This window comes from Dietzia sp. JS16-p6b (assembly GCF_003052165.1).
Classification (GTDB): Bacteria; Actinomycetota; Actinomycetes; order Mycobacteriales; family Mycobacteriaceae; genus Dietzia.
The window spans coordinates 368,123-392,065 of the sequence record NZ_CP024869.1 but is presented as its reverse complement, the minus strand read 5'-3'; the positions used below and the strand labels follow the sequence as shown (position 1 = coordinate 392,065).

The window sequence follows — 23,943 nt, the reverse complement described above, 5'->3', positions numbered from 1 at the left end:
ACGCGCCGATGACTCCTGATGTGACGTTGTGGCTGATCCCCGGCCTGCCGCTGCTCGGTGCCACCCTCCTGCTGCTCCTGGGGCGCCGCAGCGACCCGTGGGGCCACCTGCTGGGCTGCGCCACCGCGCTCGCCGCGTTCGGTGCGGCCGTCTGGCAGTTCGGCGCCATGGCCGGCCGCGGGCCCGCAGACCGGACCCTGCAGCAGACACTGTTCACCTGGATCTCGGTGGGCGACCTCACCGTGGACATGGGCCTGCGACTGGACCAGCTCTCCATGGTGTTCGTCCTGCTGATCACCGGCGTCGGCCTGCTCATCCACGTGTACTCGACCGGGTACATGGCCGCCGATCCCGCGCGACGGAAGTTCTTCGCCTACCTCAACCTGTTCCTGGCCGCGATGCTGCTGCTGGTGATGGCCGACGACTTCCTGGTGCTCTACCTGGGGTGGGAGGGCGTGGGCCTGGTCTCCTACCTGCTCATCGGGTTCTGGCAGCACAAGCCGTCCGCGGCCACGGCGGCCAAGAAGGCCTTCGTCGTCAACCGCGTCGGCGACATCGGGCTCGCCGTCGCGCTGATGGTGATGGTGACCCAGCTGGGGACCCTGTCCTTCGACGGGGTCTTCGCCGCGATCGACGGTGGGACCGTCGCGGCGGGTGTCGACGGCGTCGCGCCCGACCTCGGCCCGGGCGTGGTCACCGCACTCGGACTGCTGTTGCTGCTGGGCGCCTGCGCCAAGTCCGCCCAGGTGCCGCTGCAGTCGTGGCTCGGGGACGCCATGGAGGGCCCCACCCCGGTCTCCGCCCTCATCCACGCGGCGACCATGGTCACCGCCGGGGTCTACCTCATCACCCGGGCCAACCCGATCTTCGACGCGGCACCGGCGGCGCGAACGGCGGTGATCGCCGTCGGCGCGGTGACGCTGCTGTTCGGCGCGGTGATCGGCTGCGCCAAGGACGACATCAAGAAGGTGCTCGCCGCTTCGACCATGAGCCAGGTGGGCTACATGGTCATGGCGGCCGGGTTCGGCCCGGCCGGATACGCCCTGGCGATCATGCACCTGCTCACCCACGGCTTCTTCAAGGCCGGACTCTTCCTCGGCGCGGGATCGGTCATGCACGGGTTGGACGACGAGGTCGACATGCGCCGGTACGGCGCCCTCCGCACGGTCATGCCGGTCACCTTCGTCACCTTCGGACTGGGGTACCTCGCGATCATCGGCGTCCCGCCGTTCGCCGGCTTCTACTCCAAGGAGGGCATCATCTCCGCGGCGTTCGACGTGGGTGGCGGCGGAGCGGCCGGCTACCTGCTGGGCGCGGTGGCGCTCCTCGGAGCCGGTCTGACCGCGTTCTACATGACTCGGGTGATGATCCTGACCTTCTTCGGCCGACGGCGCTGGCGGGACGGCGCGCATCCCCACGAGTCACCGGTGTCCATGACGGCGCCGATGATCGTCATCGCGGTGGGGTCCGTGGCCTCCGGAGCCCTGCTCGCGATCGGCGGGCGGCTCGAGGACTGGCTGGCCCCGGTCGTGGGTGGACACCACGTCGAGCACGTCGTGCCGGTCTGGCTGGTCACCACCGCCTCACTGGTGGTCGTGGCCGCCGGGATCGCCATCGCGGTGCGGCTGTACGGCCGGGGCGAGATCCCGCTCGAGGTGCCGCCGGACGCCTCCGCACTCACCCGGGCCGCGCGCCGGGACCTCTACGCCGATGCCGTCAACGAGGGGGCCCTGATGCGGCCGGGCCAGGCCCTGGTCGCGGGCACCGCGGTGGTCGACCGCAGGGTCGTGGGCGGTGCGACGGGCGGGATCGCGGCGGCGATAGGGGCCCTGTCGGCCCGGGGCCGGTTGCTGCAGTCCGGACTCACCCGCTCCTACGCGCTGTACATGCTCGTGGGTGCGGCCCTGATCATCGCCGCCATGTCGGCCGGGGGTGTGCTGTGAACGGGCCCGGTCTGCTCTCCGCGCTGTGGCTCACGCCCCTGGTCGGCGCTCTCGTCGTCGTCGCCCTCCCCTCCGGCGCGCGACGCGCGGCGAGACCCCTCGCCCTGGCCACGTCGCTCGGCGTGCTGGCCGTGGCCGTCGCGCTCGCGGTGGGGTTCGACCCCGCAGGCCAGACCCACCAGTTCGTCGAGTCACGCTCGTGGATCCCCGCCTTCGGCGCCACCTACACGCTCGGGCTCGACGGGATCGCCCTGGTGTTGGTCCTGCTCACGGCCGCCCTCATGCCGCTGCTCCTGCTGGCCGGATGGCACGATGTCGACGACGGTGCCCACGGTCGCCGCGCGCAGGCCTACCCGGCGTTGCTGCTCACCACGCAGGGATTGGCGCTGGTGGCGTTCACCAGCCTGGACGTGCTGCTGTTCTACGTCGCGTTCGAGGCCATGCTCATCCCGCTCTACTTCCTCATCGGCGGGTTCGGCCGCAGCGACTCCTCCGGGGCCGACCGGGCTGCGGCGGCCGTGCGGTTCCTCATCTACAACCTGCTCGGCGGGCTGGTGATGCTGGTCGCGGTGATCGGCCTCTACGTCCTCACCGCCCGCGCCGGGATAGGGACTGACGCCGGATCGATCGGGGCGGGCACGTTCGACTACCGCCTCATCACCGCGGCCGTCGCGGACGGTCGGCTGGAGATCACGCCCGGCGTGGCGCTGCTGATGTTCGCCGCCTTCACCCTGGCCTTCGCGATCAAGGCGCCACTGTGGCCGTTCCACACCTGGCTGCCCGGCGCGGCCGTGGCCGCGACGCCCGCATCGGCGGTGTTGATGATGGCCGTCGTGGACAAGGTCGGCACGTTCGCGATGCTGCGCTACAGCCTGCCGCTGTTCCCGGACGCGGCCGCGACGGCGGCGCCGGTGCTCATCACGCTCGCGGTGGTCAGCATCGTCTACGGCGGCCTCATGGCCATCGCCCAGACCGACCTGCTCCGGTTGATCGCCTACGCCTCCATCTCCCACTTCGGGTTCATCATCCTGGGGATCTTCGCGAGGACCGAGCAGGCGGCCGCCGGGTCCACGCTCTACATGGTCAACCACGGCGTCGCCACGGCCGCGCTGTTCCTCGTGGCCGGGTTCCTCGTCCACCGACACCGCATCCGGGAGATCGGCTACTACGGAGGCGTGCAGCAGGTGGCCCCCCTCCTCGCCGGGACGTTCCTCATCGCCGGCCTGGCCACCCTGTCACTCCCGGGCCTGGCCCCGTTCGTCAGCGAGTTCCTGGTGTTCGTCGGCACCATCGGCCCGTACCCGGTGGCCGCGGTGCTCGCCACCAGCACCTTCGTCCTGGCGGCGATCTACATCCTGTGGACCTACCAACGGGTGATGGGGGGACCACCCGCGACCGGGCTGGCGCGGACACCTGATCTGGGTCACCGCGAACTCGTGGTGGTGATCCCCCTGGTGGTGGCGCTGATCGTGCTGGGCTTCTACCCGCAGCCCGCGTTGGACGTGATCGAACCGGCGGTCGCCCACACCGTCGCCCTCGTGGGAGGAGCCCGATGACCCCCGACATCGCGTACGGATCGCTCGCGCCCCTTCTCCTCGTGTTCGGGGCGGGGATCGTCGGTGTGCTGGTGGAGGCGTTCGTCCCCGCCCGGCGGCGCTATGCCACACAGATGGCCGTCTACCTGGGCGGTCTCGCCGCCGCCCTCGTCTCCGTGCTCCTGTTGTCCGGGACGCGGATCGTCACGGCCGAGGGCGCGGTCGCGGTCGACGGGCCGGCGCTGTTCCTGCAGGGCGTCACGGTGGTCGTGGCCGTCGCCGCCGGACTGTTGATCGGCGAGCGCACCGTCATCCCCTCGGCCTCCCGCAAGAAGGTCCTCGCGGGCTTCGCGCCCCAGGCCGCCGTGGCCCCCGGCGGTTCGGGAGAACGCGACGCCGAGCGCGCGGGATTCACCCAGACCGAGATCTTCCCCCTCACGCTGTTCGCCACGGGCGGCCTCATGCTGTTCCCGGCGGCGAACGACCTGATCACCCTGTTCATCGCGCTGGAGGTGCTCTCGCTGCCCCTGTACGTCCTGTGCGGGATGGCCCGGCGGCGACGCCTGCTCTCGCAGGAGGCGGCGGTCAAGTACTTCCTCCTGGGTGCGTTCTCCTCGGCGTTCTTCGTCTACGGCGTCGCGCTGGTGTACGGCGCCGCCGGGACCGTGGACTTCCGCGGGATCGCCGAGGCGGTCGAGGCCGACGGGGGCGGCGCCCTGGCCCTGATCGGCGTGGCCATGATGTCGGTGGGCCTGCTGTTCAAGGTCGGCGCCGTGCCGTTCCACACCTGGACCCCCGACGTCTACCAGGGCGCGCCCACCGCGATCACCGCGTTCATGGCCGCCGGCACCAAGGTCGCCGCGTTCGGCGCGATCCTCCGGTTCTTCCACACCGCGGTGCCCGGCCTCGAGGCGGACTGGGCGCCGGTGCTGTGGGTGATCGCGGCGCTGACGATGATCGTGGGAACTGTCGTGGGGGTCGCGCAGAACGACGTCACGCGGCTCCTGGCGTACTCCTCCATCGCCCACGCCGGGTTCCTGCTCACCGGGGTGATCGCGGTCCAGTCCACCGGGACGTCCGCGATGCTCTTCTACCTCGCTGCGTACGCCGTCAGCACCGTGGGCGTGTTCGCCGCGGCCGGGCTGGTCCGGGACGCCGACGGCGCCGAGATCGGCGATCTCCGGGCCTGGGCCGGACTGGGTCGGCGCCAGCCACTGGTGGCGGGCGCGTTCGCGGTGCTGCTGCTCGCACTGGCCGGGATTCCTCTGACCAGCGGGTTCATCGCCAAGTTCGCGGTCTTCTCGGCGGCCGTGGCCGGGGGCGCGGTGACCCTGGTGGTGATCGGTGTGCTCACCAGCGCGATCGCGGCCTCGTTCTACGTGCGCGTGATCGTGGTGATGTTCTTCCGCGAGGCCGGATCCGCGAGCTCGGGGGGCTCGGGGTCGGACCCGGGGTCTGGCGGCTCGGGGGTGGCGTTCGCCCGCCGACCGGTGACCCTGGCCGTGGTCGGGATCGCCGCGGTGCTCACGCTCGCTCTGGGGATCGCCCCGCAACCGCTCCTCGATCTCGCAGGGGCGGCCTCATCATTCGCGTGGTGACTCGCTCGAACCGCTCATTCAGCGCTCTCACCCCGCCCCCTCCTTCCACGTGAGGTCACCGCGTGCAGCGTTGTCCCAGGAGAACTGCGGCACACGCCTGACGCAGTGACTCAAAGCCGGCGGTCCAGGCAATGCCCGCGCGTGCTCGTCAGTCCATGTCCAGCCAGCGCGTCAGTCCATGCCCAGCGGGGTGGCGTCGAACTCCCCGGACAGCGCCGAAACGGACCGGGCCAGCTTCAGGTCCCGCCGGGTCACCCCGTCGACGTCGTGACTGCGCAGGTCCAGGGTCACCTCGTCGTAGCTCCACAGCAGGTCCGGGTGGTGGTCCTGGGAGTTGGCGGCCTGCCCGATCGCGGCGACCAGGTTGATCGCGGCCTGCGGGGTCTCACACACCGCGGTGTAGGTCAGCGACCCCTCGGAGAAGGCCCAACCGGGCAGGTCGGCGAGCCCCTCGGCGATCTGCTCCTCGGTCAGACGGGCCCGGTCATCGGCATCGGGGCGTGCGTTGTCGGCGTCGGCGCTCATGCCCTCCAGTCTGGCACCTCCCGGCGCGCCCGGCACCTCCCGCCGGATCCGACCCCGCCGCGCACCCGGCCTACCCTGAAGACGTGGACACCCCCGCCAGCATCCCCCCGCGCGGCGCCGGCCGGTACGCCCCCAGCCCGTCGGGCGACCTGCACCTGGGCAACCTGCGCACCGCCGTGGTGGCGTGGGTGCTTGCCCGCGGGTCGGGCCGCGGCTTCCGGATGCGCGTCGACGACCTCGACACCGCCCGCGCGCGACCCGGCGTGGCCGAGCGCCAACTGGAGGACCTCGCGGCGATCGGGATCGACTGGGACGGCGAGGTCATGTGGGAATCCGCTCGCTCGGACGCCTACGCCGCCGCCACCCGCCGCCTCACCGACCGCGACCTGGTCTACGAGTGCTACTGCTCACGCCGCGAGATCGCCGAGGCGCCGCGCGCCCCGCACTCCCCACCCGGCGCCTACCCCGGAACCTGTCGCGATCTCACCGACGCCGAGCGAGCGACCCGCCGCGAGGCACTCGGTCCGGGTCGGGTGCCGGCCCTGAGGCTGCGCGCCGGCATCACCGAACTCACCATCGACGACCTGATCCACGGGCCCTATACAGGCGTTGTGGACGACGTGGTGCTCCGCCGCGGGGACGGGGTGTGGGCGTACAACCTCGCCGTCGTCGTCGACGACTCCGACCAGGGCGTGGACCAGGTCGTGCGCGGTGAGGACCTCCTGCCCTCCACCCCGCGCCAGGCCCATCTGGCCGAGCTCCTCGGCCTGCCCCGGCCGGAGTACGTCCACGTGCCGCTCGCGGTCAACGCAGCCGGCGAGCGTCTGGCCAAGCGGGACGGTGCGGTGACCCTGGCCGACCTGGCAAAGGAGGGGACGACGACGAGGACGGCCGTCGCCCGGATCGTGGCCTCGCTCGGTGGGCCACCCGGTGCGGACTCGATCGACGCCCTACGCGGGGTGGTCACCCCGGAGTCGCTGCGGACCGGCCCCTGGGTCGTCACCTGACCCTCGCCTCCCACCCCTCGCGCACGGACCCCGGATCCCGCTCCTCTCCGGCGTGGGGCGGACGATGAATTCGCGGGACGGGCTCGTCAGGGCGAATAATCGACGCCCGTGACCACTCCATCGCAACAGAATCCTGACCTCCACGGGCCTGGGCGGCCGGACGGGACCAGTCCCGAGCCGGCGCGCAGCACACCGGGCTCCACTGCTCAGACCTCCTCCGACCCATCCCCCACCCGGGCCGCGCCCGCCGCCCGGGACGACAGCACCGGGACGGACCGCGCGGTCTTCGCCACCATCGCCAGCCCGTACTACGGCTATCTGATCGCCCTGTTCGTCGGCGTCATGCTCATCAGCAACGTCACCGGCACGAAGGGCGTCCTGCTCTTTCCCGGCCTGAGCTTCGAGCTCGGCTTCCTCAGCCTCGACGGGCTCGTCACCGACGGCGCCTTCCTGCTCTTCCCGCTGGCATACGTGCTCGGCGACGTGATCAGCGAGGTGTACGGCTTCAGGGCGATGCGCCGCGTCGTCCTCTCCGGCTTCGCCGTACTGGCGCTGGCCGCGCTGAGTTTCACGTTCACCGTCCACCTCCCGCCGGCCCCGTTCTACGAGAACCAGGAGGCGTTCGAGGCCGTTGCCGGAGTGATCCCGCAGTTCTTCCTCGCAGGCCTCGCCGGATACGTGGTGGGCGAGTTGCTCAACTCCTACGTGCTGGTGTGGATGAAGCGCCGCACCGGTGAGAGGACCCTCTGGGCCAGGCTGCTCGGCTCAACCGTGGTGGGCCAACTCGCGGATACCCTCGTCTTCTGCACGATCGCCGCCCCCGCCCTGGGCATGGTGCTCGGGTCGGGCGACTACTGGAACTACGTCGTGATCGGATTCGTCTGGAAGACGCTCGTCGAGGCGGTCCTGCTGCCGGTGACGTACGTGGTGATCGCGTGGATCAAGAAGCGTGAGCCCACCTACCAGACCGCGCTGGCCGACTCCTCTGCGGCGGGATCGTCGCCGGTGGGATCGTCGCCGGTGGGATCCGACCCGGCAGACTCGAGGACTTGACCTCTCACGGCGGGCACGGTGGATCGATACCGGTCCTCGGCGCCACCGTCGACGATCAGACCCGCTGCGTCCACTACCGCGGTCCCCTGGACGTGGTGGCGATCCGCTTCCACTGCTGCGGGGACTTCTACCCGTGCTTCCGCTGCCACGCCGAGGTCGCCGATCACGCGGTCTCGGCGTGGCCGAGGGCCGAGTTCGACGCCCGGGCGATCCTGTGCGGTGTCTGCCGGAGCACACTGTCGATCAGCCGATACCTCGAGGCCGACGGGTGCCCGACCTGCGGGGCGGCGTTCAACCCGGGCTGTTCGCTCCACCACTCGATCTACTTCGACGGCTGACCCGCTGCCCCGTGGCTAACCGGCCCACGGCCTCGCCCGAGGTGTGCGTCCTCCCCCGAGGTATGCGTCCTCGCCCGAGGTGTGCGTCCTCGCCCGAGGTGTGCGTCCTCCCCCGAGGTATGCGTCCTGAATGGTGCAGAGACGCAGCGCAAGTCCACCGAGACCTGACGAAGAGGCCGCGCAAGCCGAACAGGGCGCGCAAGCCAGCGTCTCTGAGGCCGCGCAAGCCGAACTGGGCGCGCAAGCCAGCGTCTCTGGGGCCGCGCAAGCCGAAGAGGGCGCGCAAGTCGGCGCGACAGCGGGCGGTGCCGGCGGGCGGTGCCTGCGGGCGGTGCTACGCCGAGTAGTACCGGCCCAGGAACTCGGACTTGTACGCCAGGTACTCGTCGGGCCCGGCGTCCATCGCGGCGCGCACCTCGTCGACCAGCCGCACCACGAACGCCAGGTTGTGCAGGGTGAGCAGGGTCGACCCGAGGAACTCCTTGGCCTTGAACAGGTGATGCAGGTACGCGCGGCTGTAGTCGCGCGAGACCTCGGACGGCCCCTCGGGGTCGAGCGGGGTGTGGTCGTGCCGGAACTGGGCACGGGTGATGTTGACCCGGCCGTTCAGCGTGTAGATCCCGCCGTGACGGGCGAGCCGGGTGGGCGCGACGCAGTCGAAGGTGTCGGCCCCGTTCTCCACGGCCGTGAAGATGTCGTCGGGCTCGCTGATCCCCAGCAGGTGGCGCGGCCGGTCCTCGGGCAGCTCCTCGGTGCACCAGCCCACGATGGTGCCGAGGTTCTCCTTCTCCAGCGCGCCACCGATCCCGTAGCCTCCGAACCCGCGCCGTCCCCGGTCCTCGGCGCGGTCGCTCATCTCCACGAGCCCGCGCACGGCCTGTCGCCGCAGGTCCTCGAACTGCGCGCCCTGGACCACGCCCCACAGCGACTGGCCGGGCCGGTGGGTCCGCTCCACCGACAGGCGCTCGTGTTCGTCGAGACACCGCTGCGCCCAGCGCCGCGTGCGCTCGACCGACCTCTCCTGGTACTCGCGGGTGTTCATGAGCGTGGTGAGCTCGTCGAAGGCGAACAGGATGTCGGCCCCCAGACCGTGCTGGATCCGCATCGAGACCTCCGGGGAGAAGCGGTGCGCGGAGCCGTCGAGGTGCGAGGTGAAGGTGACGCCGTCCTCGTCGACCTTCGCGAGCCTTCCCTGACCCTTGTTGGTGGCGGAGTCGTCCGGGGCCTTCGCCGCGCCGGCCGACATCTCGATCACCTTCTTGAACCCCACACCCAGGCTCATCACCTGGAACCCCCCGGAGTCGGTGTAGGTCGGCCCGGGCCAGCGCATGAACTCCCCCAGCCCGCCGGCCGCGTCCACCACGTCGTGGCCGGGCTGCAGGTACAGGTGATAGGCGTTGGCCAGGACGGCCTGCGCGCCGGTCGAGCGGACCTGCTCAGGGGTCAGGGTCTTGACAGTCGCCTTGGTGCCGACGGGGATGAACGCCGGGGTGGCGATGTCGCCGTGCGGGGTGCGGATGACGCCGGTGCGGCCCCCCGCGGTGCCGTCGAGGGCCATCCGCGAACCCACGTCGAAGGTGGTCGCGCGCGGGGTGGGGGCGTGTGAACCGACATGGGTCCCATCGTGGCACGACGGTCCGGGGGGCCGTCCGTGGCCCTACGATGGAGGGATCGACGACCGCAGCTATCGACGACGACGACGAGGTGAGCGATGCCCGGCACGAGCGGCCGACGGCTCTCCCGGCGCGAGCGCCACGATCAACTGGTGGTCCTGGGGGTGCGGCTTCTGGAGACGGTCCCGTTCCACTCGCTCTCGATGGACGATGTCGCCGAGCGGGCCGGTGTTTCGCGCAGTCTGCTGTTCCACTACTTCCCGACCAAGCTCGACTACCTCACGGCGGTGGTCAACGCGGCGGCCGATCACGTCCTGTCCCTGACCGAGGTCCCGGAGGGCACCAGCGCGGAGGACCGGACCCGGGCGATCATCACCGCACTGGTGCGCTACATCCAGCGGCGCCGCGACAACTACGTGGCCGTCCTGCGGTCGGGCCGGTCCGTCGACCCGGTCCTCGAGCAGGTCGTCGACGGCATGCACCGCACCGTCAGCCTGCGCATCCTCCGCAGCATCGGGGTGGACCGGCCCGGTCCCATGTCTCTGGTGCTCACCCGCGCCTGGTTGGCCGGAGTCGAGGAGCTGGCGCTGCTGGGCGAGGAGTCCGGGCTACCCCAGGCCACCGTCATCGACTCGGCGCTGACCACCCTCCGGGCGGTGGCCACCCTGCCGGATTTCGTCGCCGACGTCGCCCCGGCCGACGACGGGGAATGAGAGGAGTCCCGGAACTCCAGTGAGTTCCGGGACTCTCCCGTGGCGGTGGCGGTGGGATTTGAACCCACGGTTGGGGGTTACCCAACACAGCATTTCGAGTGCTGCACCTTCGGCCGCTCGGACACGCCACCGCCGATCAGGCTACTTCACGAGTGGCCGCAGGCGGAAATCGCCTGCTCGACGGGCGGATCAGGCCGTGCCGATGTAAGGCCGTGCCGGTCTCAGGCCTTGTCGTTGCCGGTGAGCTTGCCCGCTGCCTCGTTGGCCTTGTCCTTGAGCTTCTCGGCACCCTGCTTGATGCCGGCCTTGCCCTGGTCCGCCTGGCCCTCGGCCTGGAGGTCGCGGTCGCCGGTCGCGGCGCCGGCCGACTCCTTGGCGCGGCCGCCGAGCTCCTCGGCCTTGTTCGAGAACTTGTCTCCCACACCCATGTGGTGCTCCTCTCGATCGCGGCGCCGGTGCCCGGCGCCTCTCCTCACCCACCGTACGGAGATGCGCGATGGGCATCCACCGCACGACGGTCACGATCCCATCACCGCCGAGCGCGGAAGAAGTCCTCCAGCAGCGCGGCGCACTCGGTCTCGAGCACCCCGCCCCGGACCTCGGGGCGGTGGACGAGCCGGCGGTCACGGACCACGTCCCAGAGCGATCCACAGGCCCCGGTGCGGGGCTCCCAGGCGCCGAAGACTATGCGACCCACTCGGGCCGCGACCGCGGCGCCGGCGCACATCGTGCACGGTTCCAGCGTCACGACGAGGGTGCAGTCCTCCAGCCGCCACCCGTCACCGAGCTCCCGGGCCGCAGCACGCAGAGCCAGCACCTCGGCATGGGCGAGGGGATCGCCGTCGGCCTCGCGCCGGTTGGCGGCCGCCGCCAGTTCCCGGCCGTCCGGGCCCACGATGACCGCCCCGACCGGCACATCTCCGTCCGGGGTCCGACCCGCGACCGCCAGGGCCCGTCGAATCAGCTCCTCGTCCGCGGACCGGGGCGAGGTCAGAGACATGGGCGCCGCCGGAGGAGTGCGCGGGACGCGGGAGGTACGCGCCTCACGAGTCGGGTTGGTGCCGCTCGAGCTCCTCGCCGAAGCCCATCCGCTCCGCCAGCGACTGCAGCTGCTCATCGGCGTAGAGGTCGGTCTCGGAGACGATGATCTCCAACACCCCGGGCGGCAACCCGACGTCCTCGAGGATCGCCATGTCCCCCTCCCCCCAGGGGTCGGCGTCCTCGAGGTCCTCGTCCGGCAGGTCCACGTTGAGCTCGTCGAGCACGTCGGCCGCGAGGTCATAGTCCAGGGAGGCGGTCGCATCCGAGAGCATGAGACGCATCCCGGACGGGCCGGGGCGCAGGATCACGAAGAACTCGTGATCGACGTCCACCAGGCCGAACGAGGCGCCCTCGGTGCGCAGCGAGCGGACCTGGCGCGCGGCGTCGTCGAGACTGGTCAGTGCGGAATCGTCGAGCCGGGTGATCTCCCATGACCCGCCCGCCTGCAACACCCCGAAGGCGGACCCTGTGACGGCGTCGTCGTCGCTCTCACCGTCGCGGTTGGTTCGATCGGAGGTGCTGGCCATGGGCCCAACCGTAGTCGCCTGTGAGAACCTTGTCAGGTGACGGCGGTGACGGACGTGTGCGTGCTCGGGACGGGCCTCATCGGCGGTTCACTACTGCGGACCCTGGGGCCGGAACGTGCGTTCGGCTGGAACCGTTCGGCCCCCGGCGCGCGGGGGGCGACGACAGCCGGCTTCGACGTCTCCACGGACCTCGCCGACACACTCCGCCGGGCCACGCGGGCGGACGCCCTCGTCGTCGTCGCGGTCCCCCTCCCCGCCCTCGGCGCGGTTCTCGACGCGGTGGCAGAGCACGCCCCCGGGATCGCTCTGACCGACGTGATCAGCGTCAAACGACCGGTTCTGGACGCGGTGCGCGAGCGAGGGTTGGGCGCGCGATTCGTGGGTGGGCACCCCATGGCCGGCACCGCGCACTCCGGCTGGGAGGCCACCGACCCGGATCTGTTCCGTGGTGCGACCTGGCTCGTGGCCGCGGACGACGACGCCGACCCCCACACGTGGTCCCGCGTCGCCCGGATGGCCTCGGACTGCGGCTCCCGGGTCGTCTCGTCCACCTCGTCCGACCACGACGCGGCCGTGGCGAGGGTCTCCCATCTGGGACACGTGGTCGCCGAGGCGCTGGCCGCGGCGGGCGGCCGGGGCGGCGACCTCGCCCTGACCCTGGCCGCGGGGTCGTTCCGCGACGGCACCCGGGTGGCGGGCACCGCTCCCGACCTCGTGCGGGCGATCTGCGAACCCAACCGGCACGCACTCCTGACCGTCCTCGACGAGTACCTGGCCGACCTCACGACCGCCCGCGACGCCCTGGCCGGGGAGGGGACGCTCGGGGCGCTGGTCGACGAGGGGCACCGGGCGCGGCGGGCCTACGAGACGGCGCAGGAGGTTCGGCCGGACTCGGCGGTGTCGGTGACGCCCGGGGCACCGGGCTGGATCGCGGAACTCCGCGCCGCCGGGGCCGCCGGACTGGAGGTCAGACCCTCCGACTGAGACCGGTCACGTCGATGATGAACCCGTCGGAGTCGACGGTCGCGCTCGTGGCGGCGGTGGACGTGATCCCGTGGACCTTCTCGTCGTCGCTGGAGAACGTGACCGTGTCCTCGCTGACGTCGAGGGTGAGGGAGTCCACCCGGAGAACCCGCTCCTCCACCGACCCCGGCTGCGAGTGCAGCCCGAGCCGCCGGCTGATGACACTTGCGAAGAACACGCTGTAGGTCACGTCCACGTCGACGACACCGGCGCCACCGACGCGGGAGCGGGTGTCGGAGGGGTCGTCCAGGAGCCAGGAACCCTCGTCGTCACGGACCAGGTCGATGGTGCGCTCGTACTCCTCCGTGGAGACGGTCAGCTGCACCCGGCACGGGGCCAGGTCCGATCCGAGCTCCACCTGGTACTCGAGGGTGAACGCCTGGTGTTCTGGATGCGCCGCGGAGACGATCCGGCCGTGGGCGCGGGAGAAGTCGCCCTTCGGGACGATTCTCACCTGCTCGATCACCCTGCCGGTCTCGGAGATCCACGTGTACATGCGGGGGGCCGAGGCGCGCGGCGCTTCGACCTGCGACGAGGGCGACTGGGAAGCGTTCACCTCTCCTACGGTAGGAAACTCCGCACCGAAAAGCACATCACCCTCCCGTCGTCGCGGACCGGCGTCACCTCGGGAGCAGCTCCACGCGTGCGCGTCGCCACGGATACAGGGTCACGTTCCGCGCCCTGGGCCATTCGCGGCCGCTGCCCACGGGCTCGAGGCGGAACCGCGTCAACACCTGCCGCAGGATCACCTCGCCCTCCATCATCGCGAAGGACGCACCGATGCAGCGCCGGGCCCCGCCGCCGAAGGGCAGCCACGTGGTGGGGGTCGGGACGTCGCCGAGGAAACGACCGGGGTCGAAGACCTTCGGAGCGGGATAGGCGGCCGGCGCACGGTGGGCCAGGATGATCGACGGCGAGATGGTCATCCCCCGCGGATAGGTGCGACCACCGACGGTGGCGGGCTCCTGCAACTCCCGCATCACCATCGGGACCACCGGGTGCAGCCTCAGCGTCTCCTTGAGCACGGCGTCGAGGTACTCCGTTCCACCGGCGGCGATCTCGGACACACAGCGGTCCTGGATCCCGGGGTGCCGGGCCAGTTCGAGCACCGACCACGCCATGGCGGTGGCCGTGGTCTCGTGGCCGGCGGCGACCAGGGTCATCAGCTGGTCCCGCAGTTCCTGATCGGACAGCCCCTGCGCGTCCTGGGCGGACGCCCGCACCAACAGTGCCAGCAGGTCCCGTCGCCCTCCCAGTGCCGGATCCCGGCGGGTCGCCTCGATCTCCTCACCCAGGAAGGCGTGGATGGTCGCGAGATCCCGGACCTGCCGACTCCACGGTCGGAACCGGCGCAGCGGCTGGATGCCCATGCCGATCATCACCACCGGCCCGGCGTCCACCGCCCGCGCGACGATCGGCCGGATCCGGTCGAGGCGGGCCGAGTCCGTGACCCCGAACACCACTCGCAGGATCACCTCGAGGGTGAGCTGGTTGAACAGGATGTGCGCACGGACCCGACCCGACCGCGGCCAGCGGTCCAACTGCTCGGTCGTGACCTCCTCGACGAGCGAGCGGTACCCCTCGATCTCGCGACGTCCGAACGCGGGAGCGAGGAGCCGTCGGGCGCGCGCGTGCTCGTCACCGTCCTGCAGGAGCAGTGAGTGGTCCCCGAGCAGTGGCCGCAGGAGTTCGTTGCCCTTGCCCGCGTGGAACACCGAGGGCGAGCCGGCGAAGACGTCCTTGACCTGGGCCGGATCGGCGACGGCGACCACCGTCCGCCCCCTGGGCAGCAGGTCGAGCCTGAACGGCACGCCGTACCGTCTGGCGGCCGCCGGGAAGACGGCGGCGGGGGCCGAGAGCGTGAGCAGCGCCTGCACCAGGCCGGGCAGCCGCGGGCCGGGCGGAACTCCGTCGCCTGTGGTCAGGTCGTCTGTGGTCACACTGTCCATGGTGACACCGTAGGAGTCGACAGGGGGCGCCGCAGCCGGACCGCCGAACACGCCGGCTCGCGCCGGGCGAGGGGTGTCAGGCTCCCAGCCCCGCGCTGCCGAGCGAACCGGTGCCGGCCCCGGCGGCGCCGACGAGACGCTCCCAGGGACCTGTCACCGCGAACGTGTAGCCGTCGCCCTGGATCGACACGAACATCACCGAGCCGTCCTCGTTGAACACCGGGCCGGCGAACTCCGAGTCGCTCACGCGGTTGCGGGCGATGGGGTACGCCCGGCCTCGGTCGTCGACGCCGACGACGTGCTGGATCCCGGAACCGTCCTCGGACACCACGACGCCGCCGTGGGGGGAGACCGTGATGTTGTCCGGGCCGTCGAAGCCCCCGCCGTCCGCGAGGTCGACGGACGGGTCCGGGTTCCTGCCGAAGACGGAGTACAGGGTGATGGACGCACCGTCCGGCGCGATGCGCCAGACCTGCCCGTCGTGCTCGGCCGCCGAACCGTCGCCCATCCGGGCGAAGGAGGCCACGACGTACGCGCCCTCCTTCCACCACGCGCCCTCGAGTTTGCGCGAGCGGGTGCCGCGGTCGGCGTAGGACTGCTTGCGGATCGAGGTGGTCTCCGCGAGTCGGTCGCGACCCGGAACGTCCACCCACTCGACCTGGTAGGTCGTGCCGACCGTGGTGGCCACCGACAGGTCCGGTACGTGAGCGCCGCCGGAGACGCATCGCATCATCTCGAAGGTGCCGGCCGTGTCGCCACCCTCGGAGCGGGCGAGCTCCGCGAGCGAGCCCGTACCCGGCTGGAACCCCGGCGGAGGGGTCCAGCGGTACACGTGGCCGTTGGGAGTGCCCGCGTCCTCGGTGAGGTAGATGACGCCGCTCGTGGGGTGCACCGCGACGGCCTCGTGGGCGAACCGCCCGAGGAACTTCAGAGGCACCGTGGCCTGGGCCCGGTTGAGCGCGGTGTCCGGCGAGACCTCGAAGACCCAGCCGTGGTCCAGTGAGGCGGTTCTGCCCTGGAGCGAGCGTCCACCGGCCCGGAGTTCGGTCTCCTCGCAGGTGAGCCACGTGCCCCACGGGGTGACGCCGCCCGCGCAGTTGTTCACCGTGCCGGCCACGCCGACGTACTGCGACCTGCGTTCGCCCCGGGAGTCGACGGCGATCACCGTGCATCCCCCACCCGCCTGGTCGTCGAACGTGAGCCCGTCGGTCACCGGAACGATATGCGGTTCGCTGCCGCCGATCTCGTGGTTGAGGACGAGGAAGCCGCCACCTGCGCCCACGAGGTCACCGACCGAGCCCAGTGCTCCTGATAGAGAACCGAGGGGGCCGGAGGCCGGGAAGTACCCGGCGCCGTCGGGATCGGACGGGGACGCGGCGCCACCCTCCATGGTGGTCTCGCCCGCGTGCGAGACCACGGTGTACGTGAAGCCCTCCGGCAGATCGAGCAGTCCGTTCGGGTCCGGCACCAGGTCCCCGTACCCCTCGGTCCCGACGCCCGTGGCGCCGGCGATCGCGCCGGAGCCGGTGAAGGTCCCGGTGAGGTTACCCGCGACGTACACCCCCGCGCCGAGAGCTGCCGCGCCGGCGAGGAATCGACGACGATCGATGCTGGTGGTTGCCATTGTTCCGGTGTCCTCTCCCCGCGGCCGGCCCGTCCGGCGCGCGGGTTCAGACGCTAGGGGCCGATGGAAACGGGAACGCGCCGTTGAGATGTCGCGGGCGTGAACGCGCGGCGGAGACGCGGTGCGGGCGTCCGCCCGCCGGCTGCACGGATCGGCTCGACGGGGCCCACCGGACCCCCGTGGTCGCCGAGTGTTCACCGACGGGCAATCGACCGGGCCCCCGGGGTGGCCTAATGTGACCGGCATGGCACTGCTGCCGGTGGACCTGGACTCGACGCCTGACGACATCGCCTCCCTCCTCGCCGTGGACTCCGCCGTCCGCGCCGCGGTGGGACTGGAGCACTTCGCGCCCACGCCGGCGGCGCTGCACTGGGCCGGCGCCGAGGGGATGTGGATGGCGCTCGTCCGGCCCGGCGAGGGGCGTGCGCTCCTCGTCGGCTGGCACCACGAGTTCTCCCTCACCGAGGGCAGCGGACGCACCGGCGAGACGGGGACGGACCTCGTCGGCGACGCCCCGGGGTGGTGGCGTCGCGGAGTCGAGCACGCCCGGTCCGCCGGCCTCTACCTGGGCTTCCTGTACGGCTGGGACGGGGCGACGTGGTGGCGGCTGGACCAGCCGACCGACGACGGGTTCGACCCGGAGATCTTTCCGGTGACCGCGGCGGCCGTGCGGGACATCATCGACGACCTCGCCGACGACACCCTGCTCGACGCCCCGGGAACCGGAGCGGTCGACGCGCTCCTGGCGGCCGGTGCGCGGCTGGACTCGCCCGAACTGGCGGCCGTCCTGCACTCCCCCGACGGGTGGCCGGAGGTCGACCTCGAGGCAGGCGTGCGTGCTGCACGCGCGTTCGGTTCACCCGTTCCGGCCTGAGCGCGCAGCCGTACCCACGCCGCGCATCTCTGCCACCATGGTCGGGTGAGAAGACTCGGTTACGTCGCGGCCAAGCGCCTCGCCCTCGAGACACTCGGGTGGACCCTCGTCGTGCTGGGAATCGCGGCCCTGTTCCTGCCCGGCCCCGGGCTGCTCACGCTCTTCGCGGGAATGGTGGTGCTCTCCCAGCAGTACGAGTGGATCGAGAAGCGGGTCGACCCCGTCAAGCGCGTCGCGCTCGAGGGTGCGTCCCGCGGGGTGCAGACCTGGCCGAGGATCGCGGCGTCGGTGCTCGGCGTGACGTGGCTGGTCGGGCTGGGGATCTACTGGGGACAGCATCCCCCGGCGCCCCGGTGGTGGCCGTTCGACCCGGCCTGGTGGTTCATCGGCGGTTGGGGTACCGGCGGGAGCCTGATCGCCTCCGGACTCATCGGCCTGGTACTGATCGCCTACTCGGTCCATCGCTTCCGTGGCAACCCCTACGATCACGCGGTCGAGACGGAGCGTGAGAGGGAACGCCACGCCGCACGCCACCGGGAGAGGGAGGAGCGTCGACGGTCCCGGCAGGGCGTCACATCGGATCTGTCGGACCTCACGTCAGAGTGAACGTCTCCTCGCCGCCCACCGCGACCATCCGTTCCTGCCGGCCGACCCGAACCCGCACGGGGGTCGCGTCGATCACCCCGTCGCGGTGGTGGACGGTGACGCGATCCCTCATCACCGTCACCGTCAGCGGTGACCGCAGGTAGGTCATGTTGAAGGACACCCCGTCTATGCCGCTGGGCAGGTTGGGGTCGAGTCGCAACATCCCGCCGCTGACCCGCATACCCGCGTAGAACCGTTGGACCAGATCGACGGTCCCGGACATGACCCCCATGTGGATCCCCTCACGCGTGGTTCCGCCCTGGATGTCGTTGACGTCGCTACCCAGGGCCACCTTGAACCTCTCCCAGGAGGCGTCCGGGTCGAAGCGGGCGAGCACCCCCGCATGCGTGATGTAGGACAGCGTCGATCCGTGGGAGGTCCGTCGGTCGTAGTACTCGATGGTGCGCTGGGCGGCATCGTCCGGGAAGTCGTATCCGAGCCGCCGGACGACGCGCCTGAGTTCGGAGTCGCTGAAGAGGAAGAACAGCATCACGGCGTCGGCCTGCTTCGCCAGCTTGTACCGGTCAGGGGTGTCCCCCTCGGCCTTGAGGATCCGGTCCAGCCGCTGGATGTCGCCGTACTGGGCGCGGTAGGAGTCCCAGTCCAACTCCTCGAGGTCCTCGTACCCCTCGAACTGGCTGATGACCCCGTCGTGGAACGGGACGAACATCTTGCGGCTCATGTCCTTCCACCGCGTGACCTCCTCCTCGCGCAGTTCGAGTCGGGCGCGCACCTCCTCGGCCCGGGGCTCGGGGAGGAGGTCGAGCAGGCTCGCGGCGACGTCGCAGATCCACGCCACGAACACATTGGTGTAGGCGTTGTTGCGCAGACCCGCCTCCGACGCCCCGGGGTACTTCTCGTGGTACTCGTCCGGCCCCATCACCCCGTGGATCTCGTAGCGGTCCCGCTCTGGTGAGTAGTGGGCTATCGAGGACCAGAAACGGGCGATGCCGAGCATCATCTCCGCACCGCGGAACTCGAGGAACATCGTGTCCTCGGTGAGGGTGACGTACTGCCAGACGTTGTAGAAGATGGCCGCGCTCACGTGTCGCTGGTTGTGCGAGAGGTCCTCGTCCCACCGTCCGGACAGCGGGTTGAGGTGTACCTCCTGGGTCTCCTCGGTCCCCAGCGACCCGCTCTGCCACGGGAACATGAAGCCCTCGTACCCGGATGCCTCCGCGGCCGCGCGGGCCTCCGACAGTCGGCGATAGCGGTACATCAGCAGACCCCGGGTGACCTCCGGGGTGCGGAAGGTCAGGAAGGGGAAGACGAACAACTCATCCCAGAAGATATGGCCGCGATAGGCCTCCCCGTTGATCCCACGGGCGGGCACCCCCGCGTCGAGGTCCGCGGTGTGGTGCGAGCAGGTCTGCAGGATATGGCTGATGTGGACCCGGAGCAGATGCTGGGCCTCGTCGTCGCCGAACACCTTCATGTCACACGCCTGCCACAGCCGGCCCCATGCCTGACAGTGGTGGGCGTGGGCCGCGTCGAATGGCCGGGCGCGGCTCACTGATCGGTGCGCGCGCGTCATGGTGTTCCCGGTGGCCGGGTCTCGGGAGGTGAACAGTGCGACAGACTTCTCGATCGTGACCGGAACCCCGCGCTCAAGGTCCAGGCACAGCGTCTGCTGGATGTAGTCGGGGGTCCGGAAGTCCGTCCGCGGGACGTCGACCCGCTCGTCGGCCACGAGGACGAGGGTCCGTGCGGCCAGGCTGACCGCGACCTCGGACTGACGGGTGTGGGCCTTGAGGGCGATCACCTCCGGCGCGGGGAAGAGCGTGCTCCCCGGTCGCAGGTGGTCGCTCTCGAGCTGGCGGTAGCGGGGCACGCCGGCATTGGTGACCCGGCCGTCGATCGCGGTGACCACCTCCGCCTCCCCCGACCAGTTGACAGGGGTGATCGTCCACTCGATGTAGGCGTGGTGCATCGCGGCCATCGAGACGAACCGCCGGCTGACCAGCTCGGTCTCGCGACCCTCCTTGTCCCGGAACCGGAGGCGCCTGGTCAGCGTCGCCGACCGGAGGTCGAGTTCGTGCCCGTAGTCGAGGATCTCCACCTCGGCGAGCCGCAGCACCTCCGCACCGCCGATCCGGAGCTTCATCGGCAGCCAGTTGGGCAGGTTGACCAGGTCCTCGTTGTGCACCGGGACCCCGCCGAGCATGGTGGTCGCGCGGTTGTACAGACCGTGCACGTACGTCCCGGGGTAGTGGACCCCGTCGGCCTCCTCCCATTCGGCGGCGCCGCGTGTGCAGAGGTAGCCGTTGCCGGTGGAGGTGAGTGTCTCGCGAAGTCCCTCCTCGCCGGAATCGAACCCGGTGTAGGTCAGCGTGAAGGGGTCGGACCGCCCCACGGTGGTGTCGGTGGCGGGCCCGGTCGACGTGATGCTCACGCCTGTGACCCTATCCACCGACCCGCGGTCGCGCCGGGACGCCGCCTGCCGGTTTCCGCGATCGTCATCTGGCCGAGACTTGTTGGCCACCGACATATTGTATGATCTACGTCACAGTCGAGACGGCCCTCGCCGCGGCGCGAGACCCGCCGTGGACCGCCTCGCCGGAACAGGGGTTCACCATGACCGTTCAGTTCATCGAGATCTCGGAGGACGTTGCCGACAGGCTCCACGTCCTCACCACACCGACGGCCTGCCAGGTCGGCGATGCGCGGATGATCATCGTCGATCTGCTCGGCTCGGGCCCGTCGTGGCCACTGTCCGTCCTCGTGGATCACGTCTGCACCGCGTACGAGGCCCCCGACGGGGAGCGCCTCACGGTCGACCTCAGGGAAGGAATGGCCGAGGACGATCTCCGCGACGAACCGGCACTCCGGCACGTGACGTGGGTGCGGGCGACGCGCCTCGCCCTGAGGGAGCTCACCGACTCCGGCGACGTGGTCTGGAGCCTGCCCTCGGACGACCCGGACGAGGTCGACCACCCCGAGGTCGAGGTCCTCATGGCCGGTGCGGAACCCCGCGCCTTCCGGATCTACGTGGGGGATCCGCTCCCGGACGGATCCGTGTCGTTGCGGTAGCGGACGGCCACGGCCAACATCACCGCGCCCACCGCGATGAAGGACAGCACCCGGAACAGCCCGGGGAGCGTGGCCAGATCGAGGAAGAGCAACTTGGCGAGCGCGAGCGATCCCAGGACGAATCCCATCCGACGGGCGTCCGAGAGCCGGGGGCTCGGGGTGAGGATCAACCAGGCCGCGCAGCTGATCCACAGGACCGTGACCACCAGGTGGGCCCCGAGGAACCCGTCACGCGCCGCGCCGGCGAGGTCGCCGATCACCACACCGGCCGCCACCACCATGACCGAGAAGGTCAGTAGCGCGGCCACGGCACCCGCCATCACCACCCTGGCGGACCGGTGCGGGGCCAGCCGGGAGCCCCACCACGTCGCGGCCACGGCGAGCGTGGTGGCCGCGAACGCCGCCACCACGTCCCCATAGGTCAGCTCGCGGACCGCCAACCCCTCGTCCAGTGCGAGGAACGGCTGGTTGACCGCCAGGTACACGAGGAGCGCGATCGACCCGCCGACGCCGGCCACCCAGTCCATCCAACGTCGGCGCCACAGGCCCGCCGCCACGAGGTACCCGGTGGCGCTGAGCGTCAGGGCCAGGCTCGTCATCTCCCGCCCGCCGAGTTCGACCCAGGTGGCGAACAACAGACCACTGCCCACGACACCCGTCACGGCGGACAGCAGGACCGGCCCCGGCTCCTGGGTCCGTCGTCCGGCGAGCACCGCGACCGTGAGGTAAACGGCGGCCAGGACCAGCCCGACCGGCCATCCCGGCCGTAGGAGGGACAGTCCGGGCAGGAGGTACAGGGGTACCGCGGTGGGGACGACGACGAGGGCCGCCCGCTCCGGAGCCGGGCGGCGACGCAGGGAGTCGACCCAAGCGATCCCGACGCCCACCGCGGCGAACGCCAGGACCGCCACGATGAGTGCGATCTGGGAACCCCTGTCCTGACGGAACGCCTGCGAGAGGTACCCGACGAGAACCGGGGCGGGGAAGACCGACCACACCACCCTGACCGCGATCCCGAGGTCCGAGCCGAGCACCGCGGTCGCGATCGCGAGGATCACGAGGAACACCGCCAGCTCCACGCCGGTAGAGATGAACGGCGAGAGCAGCATCGTTCCCGCCGAGACCAGGCACGCGAGCAGAGCCGAGGACCACCGCTGCGCGAGCGCCATCCCCGCCAGCGCCAACCCACCCACGAACATGTACGCCGCCGGGACGGGGATCCACTGGTAGAGCGAGGTGCTGGCGATCACGTCGAGCATCGCCGCGGCCAGGCCGGTGCCGACCAGGGCCAACGCGCCCGGGTTGATCGGGCGCTCGGGCGTGACCTCGTGCCGGGCCTGCAGCCACAACCCGAGCCCGATGAGCACCACCGCCAGCACCGCCGCCGCGACGACACGCGCGATCGGCGGGAAGAGACCGGCCTGGATCGCGACCACCAGGAGGAACGCGATCCCGGCCAGCATCACCAGACCGCCGATCGCGGCGATCACCGTGGCCGCCGTGAGCCGTGGCATCCGGCGGCTCCGATCGCCGGCGGGTTGAGTCCACCCGGGCCCGGCCGGGGCGGGTCCGGGGTACGGGCCGGGGTGCTGTCCGGGACCGGCGCCAGGGCCGACGGGGCGGTAGCCGCCGTGAACCGGTGCGCCGGCCTGCGGGGCGCCCGCACGCCACACCGGAGACCGCCCGAGGCCGGGCTGGCCGGGCGCGTGCGCGGGAGGCACCGGCCCAGCAGGAGGCCCCGGCTGGGTACGGGGTGCCTGCGCTGTCGGCGGCGCCTGCTGCGCCTGTCGCCCGAGCGCGGCCAGGTCGCTCCGGACCTCCGCCATCTCGGCGGTGATGCGTCCGAGACGGGCGTCGAGGTCGGCGAGTGTCCGCTGGAGGTGGTCGGGGTGTTCCGGGTTCACCCCTGAATACTCTCCCGTACCGGCCGCCTCGTCCACAGGCTCCGCGCTCGGCCGGCCTCCCTCTATCGCCGCGCGAGGTGGGCCTGCGCCCCGGCCCGCGACCGCAACACGAGGACCACACCGACCGCGCTGACCGCCATCCCCACCACCGCGAGAAGAGTGATCGGCACCCCGAACATCAACCGCACCCAGACCATGGTGGTGGGCGGGGTCAGGTAGAGCAGGACGCTGGCGACCGTGGCGCCGCGGGTGCGGGTGACGAACACATAGAGGACGTACCCGCAGAGCGTCGACAGGAAGACCAGCCAGGCCACCGCCACCCAGAAGTCGGGGTCGGCCGGCACCGCTCCCTGCCCGACGAGGAGCATCGCTGCGACCAGGGCCCCCGCCGCGACGACCGACTGCATGGTGATCGCCTGGAGCAGGGTCTCCGTCGGCCTGAGGCGCTGGGTGAGAACCGTCCCCGTGGCGAGGCTCAGCATCCCGGCCACCGGGAACAGGTACGCCCACCACGGCGCACTCCCGGCACCCAGGCCGCCAGAGACCACCACCACCACGCCGGCCATCCCGAGCAGCATGCCGAACCACATGACCGGCGTGGTCCGTTCCCCGAGGAACCTGCCCGCGACGGTCGCCACGAGCAGCGGCTGCAGGGCCGCGATCAGCGCCGCCGTCCCGCCGTCGACACCGCGCGCGACGCCCTCGAAGATCATGAACAGGAACACGGCCTGGCTGAACATACCCAACACCGCCTGCCGCGCCCACGCCCTCCGGTCGGCCAACCGCACGCCCAGCACGAGGCAGACGGAGAGCAGCAGCACCCCCAGGATCGAGAACCGCCACCCGAGCAGCTGCAGCGGGGTCCCCCCGGTCCGGGTCCCGAGCTCGGCGCCGACATAGCCCGAGCTCCACATGATCACCAGAGCCACCGACGCCAGATGGCCGGCGTTGCGGCGGAGCGCATCTCGAGCGGGCGTGGGCATCGGCACAGCCTACGAAGC

The 23,943-nt window shown here is 71.2% G+C and carries 22 protein-coding genes and 1 tRNA gene; 11 read left to right on the top strand and 12 right to left on the bottom strand.

Going from position 1 to position 23,943, the window contains the following annotated elements:
• The first annotated feature begins 8 nt into the window (after nucleotides 1–8).
• From nuoL to nuoN, 3 genes are read left to right on the top strand one after another with little or no spacing between them, the layout of a single operon-like run.
• Nucleotides 9–1,943 (top strand): NADH-quinone oxidoreductase subunit L, encoded by a 1,935-nt coding sequence (gene nuoL / locus CT688_RS01750; RefSeq protein ID WP_107755512.1) that lies wholly within the window; start codon nucleotides 9–11, stop codon nucleotides 1,941–1,943.
• A complete protein-coding gene (locus tag CT688_RS01745; protein WP_107755511.1) occupies nucleotides 1,940–3,499 on the top strand; it encodes an NADH-quinone oxidoreductase subunit M in 1,560 nt (519 codons plus the stop codon). The genes nuoL and CT688_RS01745 overlap by 4 nt, the downstream gene beginning before the upstream one ends.
• Entirely contained in the window at nucleotides 3,496–5,076 is a 1,581-nt protein-coding gene (gene nuoN / locus CT688_RS01740) for an NADH-quinone oxidoreductase subunit NuoN (RefSeq protein ID WP_107755510.1), read from the top strand. The genes CT688_RS01745 and nuoN overlap by 4 nt, the downstream gene beginning before the upstream one ends.
• 171 nt (nucleotides 5,077–5,247) lie before the next feature.
• Here the strand turns inward: nuoN and CT688_RS01735 are convergent, their stop codons facing one another.
• The gene (locus tag CT688_RS01735) at nucleotides 5,248–5,601 is read right to left on the bottom strand and encodes a 4a-hydroxytetrahydrobiopterin dehydratase (protein WP_107755509.1); all 354 of its coding nucleotides are present in this window, start codon (nucleotides 5,599–5,601) and stop codon (nucleotides 5,248–5,250) included.
• 83 nt (nucleotides 5,602–5,684) lie between these two features.
• Here CT688_RS01735 and gluQRS point away from each other — a divergent pair, with 83 nt between their 5' ends.
• The 3 genes from gluQRS (at nucleotide 5,685) to CT688_RS01720 (ending at nucleotide 7,999) form a co-directional block, all read left to right on the top strand.
• Entirely contained in the window at nucleotides 5,685–6,608 is a 924-nt protein-coding gene (gene gluQRS, locus CT688_RS01730) for a tRNA glutamyl-Q(34) synthetase GluQRS (RefSeq protein WP_107755508.1), read from the top strand.
• A gap of 294 nt (nucleotides 6,609–6,902) precedes the next feature.
• Nucleotides 6,903–7,661, top strand: a complete 759-nt coding sequence (locus CT688_RS01725) for a queuosine precursor transporter (RefSeq protein ID WP_107757936.1) — start codon at nucleotides 6,903–6,905, stop codon at nucleotides 7,659–7,661.
• Nucleotides 7,658–7,999: a CHY zinc finger protein gene (locus CT688_RS01720; protein ID WP_231750459.1), complete on the top strand. Its 342-nt coding sequence runs from the start codon at nucleotides 7,658–7,660 to the stop codon at nucleotides 7,997–7,999. The genes CT688_RS01725 and CT688_RS01720 overlap by 4 nt, the downstream gene beginning before the upstream one ends.
• Before the next feature lie 334 nt (nucleotides 8,000–8,333).
• Here CT688_RS01720 and tgt read toward each other — a convergent pair whose 3' ends face one another.
• A complete protein-coding gene (gene tgt, locus CT688_RS01715) occupies nucleotides 8,334–9,557 on the bottom strand; it encodes a tRNA guanosine(34) transglycosylase Tgt (protein ID WP_107755506.1) in 1,224 nt (407 codons plus the stop codon).
• Nucleotides 9,558–9,710: 153 nt separating this feature from the next.
• Between tgt and CT688_RS01710 the strand changes: the two genes are divergently transcribed.
• The gene (locus CT688_RS01710) at nucleotides 9,711–10,325 is read left to right on the top strand and encodes a TetR/AcrR family transcriptional regulator (protein ID WP_107755505.1); all 615 of its coding nucleotides are present in this window, start codon (nucleotides 9,711–9,713) and stop codon (nucleotides 10,323–10,325) included.
• Between the two features lie 40 nt (nucleotides 10,326–10,365).
• Here the strand turns inward: CT688_RS01710 and CT688_RS01705 are convergent.
• The 4 genes from CT688_RS01705 to CT688_RS01690 all read right to left on the bottom strand — a co-directional run bounded on the left by CT688_RS01705 (nucleotide 10,366) and on the right by CT688_RS01690 (nucleotide 11,893).
• Nucleotides 10,366–10,456 (bottom strand) — tRNA-Ser (locus CT688_RS01705).
• Nucleotides 10,457–10,546: 90 nt separating this feature from the next.
• Complete coding sequence (locus CT688_RS01700) at nucleotides 10,547–10,753, bottom strand: CsbD family protein (RefSeq protein ID WP_107755504.1); 207 nt, start codon at nucleotides 10,751–10,753, stop codon at nucleotides 10,547–10,549.
• 101 nt (nucleotides 10,754–10,854) lie between these two features.
• Nucleotides 10,855–11,325: a nucleoside deaminase gene (locus CT688_RS01695; RefSeq protein WP_107755503.1), complete on the bottom strand. Its 471-nt coding sequence runs from the start codon at nucleotides 11,323–11,325 to the stop codon at nucleotides 10,855–10,857.
• 43 nt (nucleotides 11,326–11,368) lie between these two features.
• Nucleotides 11,369–11,893: a tRNA adenosine deaminase-associated protein gene (locus CT688_RS01690; protein ID WP_194861153.1), complete on the bottom strand. Its 525-nt coding sequence runs from the start codon at nucleotides 11,891–11,893 to the stop codon at nucleotides 11,369–11,371.
• A gap of 45 nt (nucleotides 11,894–11,938) precedes the next feature.
• Here CT688_RS01690 and CT688_RS01685 point away from each other — a divergent pair, with 45 nt between their 5' ends.
• The gene (locus tag CT688_RS01685; protein WP_107755502.1) at nucleotides 11,939–12,877 is read left to right on the top strand and encodes a prephenate dehydrogenase; all 939 of its coding nucleotides are present in this window, start codon (nucleotides 11,939–11,941) and stop codon (nucleotides 12,875–12,877) included.
• Here the strand turns inward: CT688_RS01685 and CT688_RS01680 are convergent.
• The 3 genes from CT688_RS01680 to CT688_RS01670 form a co-directional block, all read right to left on the bottom strand.
• A complete protein-coding gene (locus CT688_RS01680) occupies nucleotides 12,861–13,472 on the bottom strand; it encodes a putative glycolipid-binding domain-containing protein (protein ID WP_231750458.1) in 612 nt (203 codons plus the stop codon). The two genes, CT688_RS01685 and CT688_RS01680, sit on opposite strands and share 17 nt — an antisense overlap.
• 64 nt (nucleotides 13,473–13,536) lie before the next feature.
• Nucleotides 13,537–14,865, bottom strand: a complete 1,329-nt coding sequence (locus tag CT688_RS01675; RefSeq protein WP_107757934.1) for a cytochrome P450 — start codon at nucleotides 14,863–14,865, stop codon at nucleotides 13,537–13,539.
• A 76-nt stretch (nucleotides 14,866–14,941) separates the two neighbouring features.
• Complete coding sequence (locus tag CT688_RS01670) at nucleotides 14,942–16,489, bottom strand: alkaline phosphatase PhoX (protein WP_107755500.1); 1,548 nt, start codon at nucleotides 16,487–16,489, stop codon at nucleotides 14,942–14,944.
• 244 nt (nucleotides 16,490–16,733) lie between these two features.
• Between CT688_RS01670 and CT688_RS01665 the strand changes: the two genes are divergently transcribed.
• Both CT688_RS01665 and CT688_RS01660 read left to right on the top strand, forming a co-directional pair.
• Nucleotides 16,734–17,363 carry a hypothetical protein gene (locus CT688_RS01665; RefSeq protein WP_107755499.1) on the top strand — a complete coding sequence of 210 codons (630 nt, stop codon included), beginning with the start codon at nucleotides 16,734–16,736 and terminating at the stop codon, nucleotides 17,361–17,363.
• Between the two features lie 45 nt (nucleotides 17,364–17,408).
• The gene (locus CT688_RS01660) at nucleotides 17,409–17,969 is read left to right on the top strand and encodes a PGPGW domain-containing protein (RefSeq protein WP_107755498.1); all 561 of its coding nucleotides are present in this window, start codon (nucleotides 17,409–17,411) and stop codon (nucleotides 17,967–17,969) included.
• Here the strand turns inward: CT688_RS01660 and CT688_RS01655 are convergent.
• Nucleotides 17,956–20,400, bottom strand: coding sequence for a glycoside hydrolase family 65 protein (locus tag CT688_RS01655; protein ID WP_231750457.1), 2,445 nt, complete (start codon nucleotides 20,398–20,400; stop codon nucleotides 17,956–17,958). The genes CT688_RS01660 and CT688_RS01655 overlap by 14 nt on opposite strands.
• 101 nt (nucleotides 20,401–20,501) lie before the next feature.
• Here CT688_RS01655 and CT688_RS01650 point away from each other — a divergent pair, with 101 nt between their 5' ends.
• Nucleotides 20,502–21,038, top strand: a complete 537-nt coding sequence (locus CT688_RS01650; protein WP_107755496.1) for a hypothetical protein — start codon at nucleotides 20,502–20,504, stop codon at nucleotides 21,036–21,038.
• Here the strand turns inward: CT688_RS01650 and CT688_RS01645 are convergent.
• Nucleotides 20,993–22,942, bottom strand: a complete 1,950-nt coding sequence (locus CT688_RS01645; protein WP_107755495.1) for a DUF2339 domain-containing protein — start codon at nucleotides 22,940–22,942, stop codon at nucleotides 20,993–20,995. The two genes, CT688_RS01650 and CT688_RS01645, sit on opposite strands and share 46 nt — an antisense overlap.
• 62 nt (nucleotides 22,943–23,004) lie before the next feature.
• Complete coding sequence (locus CT688_RS01640; RefSeq protein WP_107755494.1) at nucleotides 23,005–23,925, bottom strand: DMT family transporter; 921 nt, start codon at nucleotides 23,923–23,925, stop codon at nucleotides 23,005–23,007.
• Between the last annotated feature and the right edge of the window lie 18 nt (nucleotides 23,926–23,943).